Origin of the sequence: Solemya velesiana gill symbiont, assembly GCF_002020805.1 — a bacterium.
Classification (GTDB): domain Bacteria; phylum Pseudomonadota; class Gammaproteobacteria; order Chromatiales; family Chromatiaceae; genus Sedimenticola_A.
Window position 1 is genome coordinate 45526 of sequence record NZ_MPRJ01000005.1, and the last position, 14527, is coordinate 60052.

The following is a 14527-nucleotide window of genomic DNA, read 5'->3' on the forward strand; positions in this document are numbered from 1 at the left end:
TGGCTATGAACTCCTAGGTCAGGACCCAACCGGTACCGCCCAGGCTGATCCACCGGCGATAGATTTCTCTTTTCTTGTCCTCGCTGATACTGTTCAGCCCCTTCGGCAGGATACCTGTCAACTCCGGCCAGTCGTTTCGCGCTGCAAACCGCAGACGCCACTCGAACCCAGACTCGCCTGCCACACGCAGGTTGGTCAATCCCTCCTTTTCGATGTAGTAGATAGCCGAGGCATTGGCGGCGACGATGGCATCAGCAAGCCCAAACGAAACCATGCGCAGTCCAGTCTCGATATCAGGTACAGAGACTCGTTCCAGGTCAGGGTAGCTCTCTGCCACGTACTTCTCTGATGCATAGTTCTTTATGGTTACCAGGCGCTGCCCTGCAAGGTCCGGTATCGCCAGCTCACCACCGATCTCCTTGCGCACGATGATGACCGCCGGGAGCCGGATATAGGGCTCGGTAAAATTCATGTAGGTTGCGCGCTCCTCCGTCCAGGCAGCGCCCCCCCCCAAACATCCACTTCCCGCGCCTTGCTCTTCTCTATCACCTGGTTCCAGTCTTTAAGCTGGACAATTTTCAGATTGATACCGACCTGCTCGCGCATGTAGCGCACAAAATCCGCCGTGGTGCCGCGATAGATATCGTTCTCATCAAAAAACTCCACAGGCGGGTAATTGGGGGCAGGGGCGAAACGGATTTCAGGCGCATTTTCAAGCCACTGGCGCTCAGCAGGGGAGAGGATATCGGCAAAAACCGGAGGGGATTGCAGGAACAGGCACAACCCCGCAAACAACAGCCAGAGCCGGAGCCGGAGCCGGAATTCCCTTTTAGAAATATAAACGCAATCCATTGTTTTTATTGTAGTTCTCATGAAACCAAAAGACCATACAGACGAACATTGCCAATAGCCCATCTTTTATCTTAAGCGTAATACATACAAATTCTTTCTACCGAAACAAAAAAGCCCGCCGGGAAATCCAGCGGGCCTCGTGTGTCGAACCTGCGCTCAAAGGTGCTCAGATCTCCTTGTTGATTTCAGCACCTGTACGCTTGAACTGTTCGGCTTTCTCTTTCAGTCCTTCCTCAACGGCGACATCCACGTTGCCGATACCTTTCTGCTCGGCATAATCCCGCACTTCCTGGGTGATCTTCATGGAGCAGAAGTTGGGGCCGCACATGGAACAGAAGTGGGCCACCTTGTGGGCCTGGGCCGGCATGGTCTCATCGTGATATTCACGGGCACGCTGGGGATCGAACGCCAGGTTGAACTGGTCCTCCCAGCGAAACTCGAAGCGCGCCTTGGACATGGCGTTGTCACGCAGCTGCGCCCCCGGAAAACCCTTTGCCAGGTCCGATGCCTGGGCCGCAATCTTGTAGGCGATGATGCCCTCGCGCACATCCTCCTTGTTGGGCAGGCCGAGGTGCTCCTTGGGCGTTACGTAGCAGAGCATCGAGGTGCCGTACCAGCCGATCTGGGCAGCACCAATGGCGGAGGTGATATGGTCATAGCCCGGAGCGAAGTCTGTGACGATGGGGCCCAGGGTGTAGAAAGGCGCCTCGAAACAGTCGGTCAGCTCTTTCTCCATGTTCTCCTTGATCATCTGCATGGGCACGTGTCCCGGCCCCTCGATCATCACCTGGACATCGTGCTCCCAGGCGATTTTGGTCAATTCACCAAGGGTCTCCAGTTCCCCGAACTGGGCAGCATCGTTGGCGTCGGCAAGAGAGCCCGGGCGCAGACCGTCACCAAGGGAGAAGGCCACGTCATAGGCCTTCATGATCTCGCAGATCTCCTCGAAATGGGTGTAAAGGAAATTCTCCTGGTGGTGTGCCAGGCACCACTTGGCCAGTATGGAACCGCCGCGTGAAACGATACCGGTGACCCGCTCCGCAGTCAGGGGCACATAGCGCAGCAATACACCGGCATGGATCGTGAAGTAGTCCACGCCCTGCTCGGCCTGTTCGATCAGGGTGTCGCGCATGATTTCCCAGGTAAGGTCTTCCGCCTTGCCGTTGACCTTCTCCAGCGCCTGGTAGATAGGTACGGTGCCGATGGGCATGGGAGCGTTACGCAGAATCCACTCACGTGTCTCGTGGATGTTCTTGCCCGTGGACAGGTCCATCAGGGTGTCTCCGCCCCAGCGGGCGGACCAGGCCATCTTCTCCACCTCTTCGGCAATGGAGGAAGTGACCGCGGAGTTGCCGATATTGGTGTTGATCTTCACCCGGAAGTTGCGGCCGATAATCATTGGCTCCACTTCAGGGTGATTGATGTTTGCAGGGATGATCGCGCGTCCGGCCGCTATCTCTGAACGTACGAATTCAGGGGTTATCTCATCAGGAATGTTGGCACCGAAGCTCTCTCCGGGGTGCTGACGCAGCAGCTTGCAGTAGCGGGGATCCTGGCGCAACTCCTGGAGACGGCAGTTCTCGCGAATTGCAACGTACTCCATTTCGGGGGTAATGATGCCCTGGCGTGCGTAGTGCATCTGGGTGACATTTTTTCCGGGTTTCGCCTTGCGTGGGCGATGGATATGCTCAAAACGCAGATGAGCCAGATCAGGGTCCCCCTGGCGCTGAGCACCGTATTCGGAACTGGGGCCTTCCAGCTGGGCAGTGTCATCCCGCTCCATGATCCATGCGCTGCGCACATCGGGCATACCCTTGAGCAGATCAACCTCAACTGCCGGGTCGGAGAATAGCCCCGAGGTGTCGTAGACCACAACCGGCGGGTTCTCCTCCTGGCCATCATTGATCAAGGTTGGTGATTGTTGAATCTCCCGCATCGGCACACGAATGTCCGGACGCGATCCCTCCACGTAGATTTTACGGGAGTTGGGAAAGGGCTGGGTGACCTCTTCCGAGAGACGGGAGGTCTTGTTGATAAAATCTTCTGGGATGGCACTCATGCCTTGGGCCCTCTATTCAGGAAGGAAAAGACAGTCCGATCAAAGAGTTACGGCTCCCGCAGCTTTCCTCCGCCAGCATTAACCGGATCAGGTGCAAAGGGTGTATCTCAGCCCAAAATGGTCACCCCTAGCTCGCAGATGCTCACGCATCTTGGGAATGGACTAAAACTAACCAAATTAGTCAGGTAAATCAACCATAAAGATCAAAATACGCCAGAATTAATTCCACAATAAATACAGAATACTTGCCTGAAAGACCCAAACTGCGTACGCTAATCCGCTCTTTTAAGTCAGATTGAAGCGATTCAGGTAAGAACAATGGTTGCAGCAAACCTCGAAAAAGCCCGATTCAACATGGTCCAGCAACAGATCCGCCCCTGGGAAGTCGTCGATCAGCGGGTTATCGATACGCTTGAAGTACTGCCGAGAGACGCTTTCGTGCCCGAGGAGTACAAGAACCTGGCTTACACCGATACGGAAATTCCCATCAGTTCGGACCAGCAGATGATGGCCCCGAAAATCGAGGCACGACTACTCCAGGCACTGAACATCAAGGAGAGTGACAAGGTCCTGGAAATTGGAACCGGCAGCGGTTTTCTCACCGCCTGTCTCAGCAAACTGGCCGCCAGTGTCATCAGTTTTGAAATCGATGAAACACTGTATGAACAAGCCTCCAAACGCCTATCCGAGCAAAATATAAAAAACGTGGATTTACGCAACGATGATGGCTTGCAACAACCAAGTATCCAAGGTGCTCCCTTTGATGTGATCGCCATAACCGGCTCACTACCGGTGCTGGACGACTACCTGAAACAGCTTCAGAAAGTCGGTGGCCGCATGTTCGTCGTAACCGGCGATGCCGACCCCATGGAGGCCAACCTGGTCACCCGCATCAGTAAAGATGCCTGGCGCACCGAGGCCCTGTTCGAAACTGAACTTGCGCCTCTGAAAAATGCTCCCCAGCGTGAGAAGTTCACCTTCTGATACAGATGCACCCAGGCTTGCCCGCCCAGAGGCTTGCTTACCGCTGATGCACCAATAATCGGCTAGCAGCATCCCCGGCTGGGGAAACCTCTACCCCAGGGTTTCAGATACGCAAGGACATTAAAGCACCGGTGGCAGCCAGTGCTCTCTGAGTGTTGCCTGAAGCCCGCATGCTCCGGCAGCCTTAGCCTTAGCCACATGCGCCCTCTGTCAGCTGCTCCTCTATAACAACCATCAGCCTGTCAAGCGCGCCCCTGTTAGCCTCAACAACAGCCCGGCCTTTTTCACCAATGCGCGCCCGCTCACTGGCATCACTCAGCCATTCAGTCATAATCTCTGCCAATTCGATTTCATCGGCAACTTGAACCGCGGCCTTTTCCAATAACAGCTGCTGGCTGATTATAGAGAAGTTGTACATAGAGGGACCAAAAGCCACCGGCACCCCCAGTGCAGCCGGTTCCAGTACGTTATGCCCCCCTGTCGGCACCAGGCTGCCCCCCACAAAAGCCGCATCGGAAGCCGCAAGAAAGAGCGGCAGTTCCCCCATGGTATCCCCGAGGAAAACATCCACGCTGCTCTCACACGGTTCATTCAAAGAGCGCCTGCTGACGTTGAATCCACTCTTTCTGCTGAGATCCGCCACACGGTCAAAACGCTCTGGATGACGAGGCACAAGAACCAGCAGGGCATCCTGGCATACCTCACAAACCTGTCTATGGGCCTCGAGTACCAGTTCATCTTCTCCATTATGTGTACTGGCTGCCACCCATATGGGCCGCTCTCCCCACCACCTGCGCAGCACATCAGCCTGTTCATATAGACTGGCAGGCATTCGAATATCGAACTTGACGCTTCCTGTCACCCGAACGGCATCTGTCGGTACGCCCAGCCCAAGGAAACGCTCCGCATCGGCGGGCGCCTGTGCAGCAACAGTACCGATACGCCCGAATGTCTTTCTCGCGAAAGTCCCAAACCGCGAATAACCCCTGGCTGATTTTTCGGAAAGCCTTGCATTGGCAAGTATCGTTGGGATCTGTTTTTTTTCACAGATAGCCAAAAGATTTGGCCAAATCTCCGTCTCCATCATGACCAGCAGACAAGGATTGGTTCTTCTTAGAAAAACATTAATGGAAAATGGGAGATCGTAGGGAAAATAGGCGTGGTAAACCGATTCGCCAAACAGCTTTTTGACCCTGTCAGAGCCCGTTGGTGTGGTTGTAGTGATTACAATCGGCACATCCGGATATCGCTCCTGCAGTTGGCGCACCATTGGTTCGGCTGCCTGGGCCTCGCCCACCGAAACCGAGTGAATCCAAATACTATTCTTCACGTCAATTGCATCGTAATATCCCAGGCGCTCTTTCCACCTCTTCAGATAAGCTGGCGAGCGCACGCCACGCAACAACAGGCGTAAAAGAAAAAACGGCAGACTTATCAGAAGAATGAAGGAGTAGATAAAATGCATATTGCTCAACAATGCAAAAGGGAAAGCTCACTAGTCACGGTAGATTACCAGCTTCCAGCAAGCATCTGAATATTTAGATTAACCAGGTCACATCAACCGCTCGCCGTGGTTTTAATGCATTCGAGCAAAAAAAACAGTTTCCGAACCTGCTGACGCAGGCATGAAGAAATACCCTTCCGGCGGGAAGATGGATTATACGGTATCCGATACGGACAGGATGCCTTCATGAACTGAAAGCGATTCTACCAACAACGCGTTGAATACAGATCACACCGGCAGCATCAGCATGGAATGCAGGAACTGGCGCCACGAGGCCCGCGCCAAATTACAGAACCGCTATTACGCCTCAATGCGGAAGAAAGATGCCCGGTTCATATCAAGGTACATGCAACAAGCGGAGCAGATGGTTGAGAAGATGTGAGAAATCAATATCTATGTTTTCAGGTAGACGATATCCGCGCCTTTTACCTCAGCCTTGGTTTCGGTCTCTACTTCATATTCCGGGACAAGCTGACCCAACAGATCAGCCAGTTTTTCATTGTCCATCGAGTCGCACGCCGTGTTTAAGTCATCAATTTTCTGGCCCAGCCAATCCCAGTCCACATGCCTGAACTTGGCAAGAAAAACCTTTTCATGAATCGTCCTCTCCAATTCCTCCTTTTCATGAAAAAGCTCTTCAAACAACTTCTCTCCAGCCCTTAAACCCGTGTAAACAATATCTATGTCCCGCCCAGGCTCCTTTCCGGAAAGTCGTATCATCTGCTCAGCAAGATAGTTGATTTTAACTGGCTCCCCCATATCCAGAACGAATATCTCACCACCCTTACCTATTACAACAGTCTGCAGAATCAACTGACACGCTTCGGAAATTGTCATAAAAAACCTTTCCATTCGCGGATCAGTCACGGTAACGGGACCGCCTGCAGCTATCTGCTTGTGAAAAAGCGGGATCACGCTTCCGGCGGAACCAAGAACATTACCAAAGCGAACTGTAATGTAATTCGTTTCAGATCTGACATTCAGGTTTTGGCAAAAAATTTCCGCTGCACGCTTACTCGCACCCATAATATTGGCCGGGTTGACCGCCTTGTCCGTCGACATCAGGACAAATTGGTCCACTCCAAACCTATCTGAGGCCTCTGCAACATACTGGGTTCCCAATACATTGTTTTTTAAAGCTTGACGAATTTGTGACTCAAGCATCGGTACATGCTTGTAGGCAGCCGCATGAAAAACAACCTGGGGCTTATATGTCTCAAAAACCTTATTTATGAACGACCTATCTGTCACATCTCCCAGTTGATAACAAACATCGAGATGTGGATACTGCCGCTTCAGATCCATTTCGATCAAATAAAGATTGAATTCACTGGCGTCCACCAGGATCAGCCTGCTTGGCTCAAGTTTTGAGATTTGCCTGCACAGCTCGGAGCCGATTGATCCACCACTTCCAGTTACCAGAACACTCTTGCCCGAGAGGTTTGCGTGAATGACAGGCCAGTCTAACGCGACCTGCTTCCGTCCGAGTAGATCATCGATACAGACCTCCCGTAGCTCATTGATTCTGACACTTCCGGACACCAGGTCCCTCAACTCGGGCACTGATCTGAAAGGCACCCCTGAATTCTCACACTGCTCCACAATTTGCTGCATCTGCCTGGAATCTGCAGATGGGACCGCGAGCATAATCAAGTCAATTTCAAACCTGTCGACAATCACTGGAATTTCTGAGCTCTTGCCCACAACCGGCACACCATGAATATCTCTTCCCAGGATCCTCGGCTTGTCGTCGACAAAGGCAATCGGAAGATAGGACTCTCCTTTGGTGTTTTTGAGCAGATCCCGGACCAGCATCTCCCCGGCCACACCTGCACCTACTATAAGGACCCGCTTGCCTGCACGAAGGTAGATATGGCGGTCTTTCAGCCATCGGTACAAAAGACGCGCCCCCCCCAGGAGCACTAGAAGAAAAAGAGCATATAAGACCGGCACAGCCCTGGGCAGACCGTCTCCTCTGCTCAAAAGGAACAGCAGCGTTGTACTAACGAGAACCCCAAAAATCACTGCCTTTATTATGCGGAAAATATCTGGCAGCGAGGCAAAGCGCCAAATCCCCCGGTATAAGCCAAAAAGGACAAAAGCAGTCAGCTGAACAGGCAAAACCACCAGCAGGGCCTCGGCACCATCACGATACCCTTCGAGGGTCGGCGACTCGAGATTAAACCTGAACCAGTACGCCAAGGCCCATGCGACCGGGACCATGAGCAGGTCATGGATAAGTGCGGCCTCCCTTGAGCGGATTTTCACCATATCTTAAGCGTTCATTTCGAATAAATGGCAGGAAGTGATATCAGTGTGATACTCCCTCTCGATGAAGCACCTTTAATGCTGTCAGCCAAAGTATATACAGATCGAACCGAAAAGACCTACGGCGTAGATACTCTACATCCAGTTTCACCTTCTCAGGAATGGGCAATTCATCTCGTCCGTTCACCTGGGCCCACCCGGTAAGCCCAGGCACGAGTTCATGTACACCATATTCAGTTCGCAAAGCGATTAGATCGTCCTGATTGTACAGTGCAGGCCTTGGACCAACAAAACTCATATCTCCATGCATGATACTCCATATCTGCGGCAATTCATCGAGGCTTGTTCGTCGCAGAAAAGAGCCGACTGGCGTTACATAAGCATCCGCATCCTCCAATAGATGAGTTGCGAAAGCAGGCGTATCAACATGCATGGTTCTGAACTTAGGCATACTGAAGATATTATTGTGTCGACCAACCCTATCCGACCAGTAAAGGGCGGGGCCTTTGGATGTCAGCCGCACAAGCAGCGCCAGAATGATCATGGGAACGATGAAGAGAGCCCCCACACTTATCGCCAATAACAGGTCGAACAGCCGCTTCAAAATCAACTCATTCCGCCTTGGACATGAAATGCCCCGGTAATGTCTTGTTTCCCTCCAGCCTGAGAAACTGCCTTGGCAAATGCAAACGGGTGATAGACCAAAGGCGCATCCCGCTACCACCGGCAAGAATCACCGCTTTCCCCGGATTGGTCACTCGTCCTATATCTGTGCCCGTCATTTTCTCTTCCCTCACCCAGGCTGCCGGATAAACTATGGCATATCCCTAATGCGGGAATCATGATCTTCTACCAATACCCCGATATAAGACACCCTGATTGATTACCCTCTCAGCATCAAGACAGTTACGACCATCTATTACCACCTCGATTCCGTGCTTCCGTAAATCTTGCTCATGCAGTTCGGAAACCACATCATCGTGATCAGTAACAATTAAAATCGCCTTTGCACCCGAAAGGGCTGATACTAGCGAGGAGACCGTGTTTTCACTCTCAACCCAACTGTCATAGACAGCAAGGACTGCGCCTTTCTTCTCCAGCAACTCGCGTACTCCATAAAATGGAGACTCGCGCAGGTCGTCCACGTTTCGTTTATAAGCCACTCCCAGCAAGGCGACCCTGGTGCCTTTGACAGGATATCCTCGGTCATTCAGTGCATCCTGAAGAAGAGAGACCGTGTAACCCGGCATGCCATTATTGGTCATCCTCGACAGTTGTATTATCTCGGGCATATAACCAGCTTTCTTAGAGGCCGTTTTTAGCCATTCCGGGTCCACAGCGATGCAGTGACCCCCAACACCAACACCGGGGAAGAAAGGACCTTTACCGAAAGGTTTGGTTGCCATGCCATCAATGATATCCACCACATCCAGGTCCAGAACATCACTGATTTTCGCCAATTCATTCACGAATGCAATATTCACATCCCGGACGGTATTCTCCATTGCCTTAACTGCTTCGGCATCCCGGATCGAGCGCATCATGGTCACGCTCCCAAGTGGAATCTGCTTAACTGAATAGCCATCCGGCACAAGGGCGAATTTCGGCCTGAGGTTCTTTCTTATCTCGCGGACATCGAATAACTGGCCACCCAATATCGAGGCATAAAACTCGGCTGCCTGCCTTGCGCCGCTTTCAGTTATAGCGCCGACCACTCTCGGAATGTTCTCCGTCGTCCAAAACAGATCGCCCAGATTGACACGCTCAGGGCAATGGGCAAGCTGGAAATCTGTTCCAGCCTTCATACCTGTACCCTGCTCGAGAATCGGGAGCACAATCTGCTCGCAGGTACCCGGGAAAACCGTCGATTCAATGACAATCAAATCCCCCCTTTTGACATAAGGGGAAATACTTTCAAGAGCACCGATCAAAGGCTGAAGGTTCGGCTCCCGATCACCATCCACCGGGGTCGATACACATATAAGAAATATCTCGCAACCGGCTATTTCTTCAATAACAGCTGTCGGATAAAAGTTACCTGAGCTATTGGCTTCGGCCAGGAGCCTTTCCACGGCAGCATCCTTGATGTGGCTATCCCCGGAAGCTAGAACATCGACAACTTCACGCCGGGATTCCAGCCCGACAACGGAAAAGCCTTTTTTCGCGCACAGTGCCGCAAGTGGCAAGCCCACATAGCCCAACCCGATAACCGCAATTTTTTTCATATCCAATTTCGTCTTTATTGAATGGATAATAGAAGCTGTTGTCGCCTGCGCGAGGCGTCAGCACCCTGCACCGGGATTTTACCAGCCACAGGAGCGCTGTGCGCGCTACGTTTTCACAAATCTCCCCCTGCAAACCATCATGCGGCCATCCAAACCAACCAGGATCTATTAATAATTTCTATAGCAACATCACCGGGTCACGCCAACCCATAAACACCAACTTGGCAACCTACTATGGTCTTAGTACGATAACCGGTCTAAACGGCTCGCCAATCGCTTCAAACACCCTGACAACAAGCACCCCTACAGCCCTAGCCAGCATATATGGAATCATACAACCAATACCGACGCCTGCTTCACTATGTGAAGCCCCACAAGATCATCTTCGCTGTATCCATCATCGCAACCGTGGTTTTAGCGACCACGGAGCCCGTAGTTGCGGCACTGATGAAACCACTTCTTGATGGAAGCTTCGTGGACAAGGACCCCACGATGATAGTCCTCATGCCACTCCTGCTGGTGACTCTTTTCGTAGTCAGGGGCATAGCCGGCTTTATCAGCGGCACGGCCATGGAGCGTGTTGCAACTCACGTGGTCTACGATCTGCGCCGCCAAATGATCGATCGCCTGCTGACTCTGCCTTCGAGTTACTATGACAACAACAGCGCAGGCGTTACTTTGTCCAAGATCACATTTGACGTGGAACAACTGACAGGCGCCGCCACAAAAGTACTCGTCGTCCTGGTAAGAGACACCATCGCAATCGCCGGTCTCCTGGGATGGGCCATCTACCTGAACTGGAAACTGGCCCCCATTGCTCTAGCCCTGGTTCCGATCGTTGTTCTGCTGGTGAGGTTAATCAGCACGCGGCTTCGCCGCATCAGCCGTACCCTGCAACAATACATGGGGGAGATGACCCATGTCCTTGAAGAGGTCATCAAGGGCAATCGAATCGTAAAACTGTTTGGTGGCCAGGAGTACGAAAAAAAGCGTCTACAAAACTCCGCCAACAAGGTCAGGCAATACAGGGTTAAAAACCTTACGGTCAGCACCGCCAATGTCCAGGTCATCCAGATATTTGCAGTCACAGGCCTCGCACTGATGGCTTACCTGGCAGCAAAAATGGATTTCACGGTCGGTGAATTCATGTCATTTTTCACGGCAATCGCGCTCACTCTTTCACCCCTTAAGCGCCTTACGGCCATTAACTCCGACCTTCAGAGGGGACTCGCGGCTGCAGACACTGTTTTCGCCCTGCTTGACCAGCCACCAGAACACGATGCGGGTCAGAAAAGGCTGTCAGCCGAGAAAATCGCCGGGCACCTCTCTATCCGCAGTGTTGGATTCTCCTACCCGAATCATGATGAAACTGTTCTCAGCGACATTTCCATAGCCATTCATCCAGGAGAAAATATCGCCCTGGTTGGCCCATCAGGGAGTGGAAAGACATCTCTCACGAACCTGCTACCCAGGTTCTATACACCGTCTCAGGGCGAGATACTCCTGGAAGGCACTGATATCCAGAAACTGCCCCTGAACGAGTTGCGCTCCCATATCTCCCTTGTTTCCCAGGATGTCGTTCTTTTCAACGACAGTATTCGAGCGAACATTGCATATGGCGCAGCGGCAAGCGCTAATGAGAGCAACATTGTAGATGCTGCTCGCGCAGCAAATGCACTTGAATTCATTGAGCAGATGCCGGAGGGAATGGATACGATCATCGGTGACAACGGTGTACGACTTTCTGGAGGACAGCGACAGCGGATTGCAATCGCCAGGGCGCTACTTAAAGACGCACCAGTACTCATCCTGGACGAAGCGACATCTGCCCTGGATACCGAATCTGAACAGCTCATTCAGGAAGCCATGGACCGGCTCAGAAAAGGCCGCACCACGATTATTATCGCCCATCGTCTGTCCACCATTGAGCATGCAGACAAGATCATAGTCCTGGACAAGGGCGCCATTGTGGAGAGCGGAACCCACCTGGAACTGCTTAAACAAGATGGACTCTATAGCAAGCTTTACCAAATCCAGTTTGCTGAGCAGGAATAAATCTGGTTATATCCAAAAATGACTACCCAAAATACTGGCGGAAAAAAATCCTTCCTCGGCCCCCAATTCTGGCCCACATGGGCGGGATTGGCACTGTTAAAATTCATCCACCTTCTTCCCCATCCCGCGAGACTGTGGTCCGGACGCCTGCTGGGCCGCATCATAAAATTGCTTCAAAGACGCAGACTGAAGATTGCGCGCCGGAACATTGAACTCTGCTTCCCGTTAAAAACTGAGCTGGAACGCGAAAAAATGGTTTCAAAAAATTATGAGTATCTCGGCATTAGCCTGGTTGAAGGGGCGATGAGTTGGTGGAGTTCACCCAAGGAAATATTGGCACATGTTGAATTTCAAGGTAGCCAACACCTCAGACAGGCACTCGATACCGGCAGAGGCGTCATTCTACTCTCTGCCCACATGACATCTCTTGAACTCGGGGCCCATGCGATAGGGCTGGAATTCGGCATGGCCATCATGTACCGACCACTCAAGAATCCGGTTATGGACAAGCTGATAAGAGAATCCAGAGAGAAGCATTCGGATTCAGTATTCCCAAGAAACGATACACGCGCAATGATCAGGGCACTCAAGCAGGGCAAGGCAGTGTTTTATGGATTTGACCAGGATTACGGCGCCAAGCATAGTATATTCACACCCTTCTTCGGGGTAGATGCGGCAACAATAACCGCAACTACACGCTTTGCCAAGGCAACAGGCGCTATTGTTGTACCCTATTTCCCATATCAACTTGAATCCGGCAGGTATCGTGTCGATATACTGCAACCATTGTATAATTTCCCAGGAGAAAGTATCGAAGCCGATAACCGGCGCCTGAACGAGATACTTGAATCAGCAATACTCAAAGCGCCCGAGCAGTATCTCTGGATACACAGACGCTTCAAGACAAGGCCGGAAGGCGAAATGCCCGTCTACTGATTTTCAACTATTGTAAACAGTCATCCTCTATCAAGTATTGGCAGATAAATGCATAGTGACGATAAACATGTTCCACTCTCTGTGTTTTATATTGTAAAGAATGCAGATTACAAACTCGAAGAATCACTTAAAAGTGTTTCATGGGCAGATGAGATCGTGATCGTTGATTCCGGAAGTACCGATAGATCTGTTCAAATAGCTGAGCAGTGTGGCGCAAAAGTGATACATCATGAATGGGAAGGTTATGGCCGTCAAAAGCGTTTTGCCGAAGACCAATGCTCTAACCCATGGGTTCTGAATCTTGATGGTGATGAAGTTCTTTCGAAAGAACTCCAGCATGAAATCAAAAACCTCTCATTGCATAACGACGACATCGCATTCAACATGCGCTGGAGAGACTTCTGGTTCACGAGGATGGGCCACAGCAAGCAGAGAGCAAAGCGTAGGGTACGCCTGTACGATCGCACCAAGGTCAGATTCAGAGACCACCCTTCCCATGATTCCGTAGTAGTGGACAAGGCACTTGTGAAAAAGCTGGACGGCTTTGTCATTCACTATCCTTTTGCATCTTTGAGCCATGCTACCGAAAAAATAAACAGTTACACGGATATGACCTCAAGCATTCGGGCAAAGCCACCAACTACGCTTGAGCTCTTGACGGTTTTTCCAATGACTTTTTTCAAAGCATATATATTCAGACGATATTTCCTTTGCGGAATGGATGGCTTGGTATTATCCGTTGTATACGCATACCAGCGATTCTTGCGATTAGCAAAAACGTGGGAGCGTTTTGCCAAAGAGAAACAGACTGAAAATACTGCCTGAAAACAAGTAACGATATAAACATATGACCGCACTGAAGACATTCGGAAAACAGCTTGAAAAAGTGATCAGGGAAATAAAGCTCTCTCCAAGATTACTACTCAAATACGGATCTTTTTCCCTGAAACTGTAACAATTCCAGAGGGGGGCATTGAAATATGCATAAACCCCAGAGATTACCGTGCCAGAAAAAAGATTTTATTCGACTTCCTGAGAAATCGACACGCAAGGAACCGCCGCTTCTGGATCGACTTCGTTGACAATAATAAACCGAGCTTGGCACTGGACATAGGCGTCAACTACGGGGAATGCTTCCTCTCTACCATCTATAGCCCAGAGACCAAAATCCTTGCCATAGAGGCCAACCCTTATCTCGTACCTTACTTAAACAAGAGCATTCATGCTCACCCATCCAGAAACCAAATGTCAGTTATCAATGCGCTTGCTACCGACACTCCTCAAGAACATACTGAATTCTTTATAAATAATGATTGGAGTGGCGGCTCAACCGCAATAGAATCAATCGCGCAGGACGACTCATCAAATACAGAACGCGTAGGCACAAAGTCCATCAGGATTGACAATCTCGTTACCGACAATGACATCAACACCTCATGCATCGTCTTCAAACTCGATGTTGAAGGCTGAATCGCCCCGGGTTTGTCGGAGGGTCTACTGCTTGAGAGGATAGGCCTTATGACTAGAGGAAGAAGATATTCCCCAGAGTACCGGGAAAGAGCGGTCCGCATGTTACAGGAACAGCAGGATCAGCACAGTTCACAATGGGCAGCGATTCAATCGATTTCTGCCAAGGTAGGCTGT

General features: G+C 51.2%; 13 protein-coding genes, 1 pseudogene and 1 riboswitch. Of the genes and pseudogenes, 6 read left to right on the forward strand and 8 right to left on the reverse strand.

Annotation, left to right across the window (positions count from 1 at the left end):
* Positions 1–13 precede the first annotated feature (13 nt).
* The 3 genes from BOW53_RS13455 to thiC form a co-directional block, all read right to left on the reverse strand.
* Positions 14–472 (reverse strand): type 2 periplasmic-binding domain-containing protein, encoded by a 459-nt coding sequence (locus BOW53_RS13455; protein ID WP_078485739.1) that lies wholly within the window; start codon positions 470–472, stop codon positions 14–16.
* Complete coding sequence (locus BOW53_RS13460) at positions 469–915, reverse strand: transporter substrate-binding domain-containing protein (RefSeq protein ID WP_078485740.1); 447 nt, start codon at positions 913–915, stop codon at positions 469–471. Before BOW53_RS13460 ends, BOW53_RS13455 begins: the two co-directional genes overlap by 4 nt.
* A 103-nt stretch (positions 916–1018) precedes the next feature.
* The gene (gene thiC / locus BOW53_RS01425; RefSeq protein ID WP_078485741.1) at positions 1019–2911 is read right to left on the reverse strand and encodes a phosphomethylpyrimidine synthase ThiC; all 1893 of its coding nucleotides are present in this window, start codon (positions 2909–2911) and stop codon (positions 1019–1021) included.
* Between the two features lie 47 nt (positions 2912–2958).
* Positions 2959–3050, reverse strand: a riboswitch (TPP riboswitch).
* Between the two features lie 179 nt (positions 3051–3229).
* Between thiC and BOW53_RS01430 the strand changes: the two genes are divergently transcribed.
* On the forward strand, positions 3230–3895 hold the full coding sequence (locus BOW53_RS01430; RefSeq protein ID WP_078485742.1) for a protein-L-isoaspartate O-methyltransferase family protein: 666 nt from the start codon (positions 3230–3232) through the stop codon (positions 3893–3895).
* A gap of 190 nt (positions 3896–4085) precedes the next feature.
* On the opposite strand, the gene waaA is transcribed toward BOW53_RS01430, so the two are convergent.
* From waaA to BOW53_RS01455, 5 genes are all read right to left on the reverse strand, one after another.
* Positions 4086–5360, reverse strand: a complete 1275-nt coding sequence (waaA, locus tag BOW53_RS01435) for a lipid IV(A) 3-deoxy-D-manno-octulosonic acid transferase (protein ID WP_078485743.1) — start codon at positions 5358–5360, stop codon at positions 4086–4088.
* A 432-nt stretch (positions 5361–5792) separates the two neighbouring features.
* A complete protein-coding gene (locus BOW53_RS01440) occupies positions 5793–7670 on the reverse strand; it encodes a polysaccharide biosynthesis protein (RefSeq protein ID WP_078485744.1) in 1878 nt (625 codons plus the stop codon).
* Positions 7671–7710: 40 nt separating this feature from the next.
* Positions 7711–8271: a sugar transferase gene (locus BOW53_RS01445; RefSeq protein WP_078485752.1), complete on the reverse strand. Its 561-nt coding sequence runs from the start codon at positions 8269–8271 to the stop codon at positions 7711–7713.
* Positions 8272–8278: 7 nt separating this feature from the next.
* Positions 8279–8449 (reverse strand): sugar phosphate nucleotidyltransferase, encoded by a 171-nt coding sequence (locus BOW53_RS01450; RefSeq protein ID WP_135606947.1) that lies wholly within the window; start codon positions 8447–8449, stop codon positions 8279–8281.
* 57 nt (positions 8450–8506) lie between these two features.
* Complete coding sequence (locus tag BOW53_RS01455) at positions 8507–9892, reverse strand: nucleotide sugar dehydrogenase (protein WP_078485745.1); 1386 nt, start codon at positions 9890–9892, stop codon at positions 8507–8509.
* Between the two features lie 324 nt (positions 9893–10216).
* Here BOW53_RS01455 and msbA point away from each other — a divergent pair, with 324 nt between their 5' ends.
* From msbA to BOW53_RS13005, 5 genes and pseudogenes are all read left to right on the forward strand, one after another.
* Positions 10217–11947, forward strand: a complete 1731-nt coding sequence (gene msbA / locus BOW53_RS01460; RefSeq protein ID WP_078485746.1) for a lipid A export permease/ATP-binding protein MsbA — start codon at positions 10217–10219, stop codon at positions 11945–11947.
* A gap of 18 nt (positions 11948–11965) precedes the next feature.
* Entirely contained in the window at positions 11966–12883 is a 918-nt protein-coding gene (gene lpxL / locus BOW53_RS01465) for an LpxL/LpxP family Kdo(2)-lipid IV(A) lauroyl/palmitoleoyl acyltransferase (protein WP_078485747.1), read from the forward strand.
* Between the two features lie 48 nt (positions 12884–12931).
* Positions 12932–13708 (forward strand): glycosyltransferase family 2 protein, encoded by a 777-nt coding sequence (locus BOW53_RS01470; RefSeq protein WP_078485748.1) that lies wholly within the window; start codon positions 12932–12934, stop codon positions 13706–13708.
* A gap of 273 nt (positions 13709–13981) precedes the next feature.
* The gene (locus tag BOW53_RS01475) at positions 13982–14353 is read left to right on the forward strand and encodes an FkbM family methyltransferase (RefSeq protein WP_078485749.1); all 372 of its coding nucleotides are present in this window, start codon (positions 13982–13984) and stop codon (positions 14351–14353) included.
* 48 nt (positions 14354–14401) lie between these two features.
* A pseudogene (locus tag BOW53_RS13005) lies at positions 14402–14527 on the forward strand (IS3 family transposase); the annotation flags it as partial.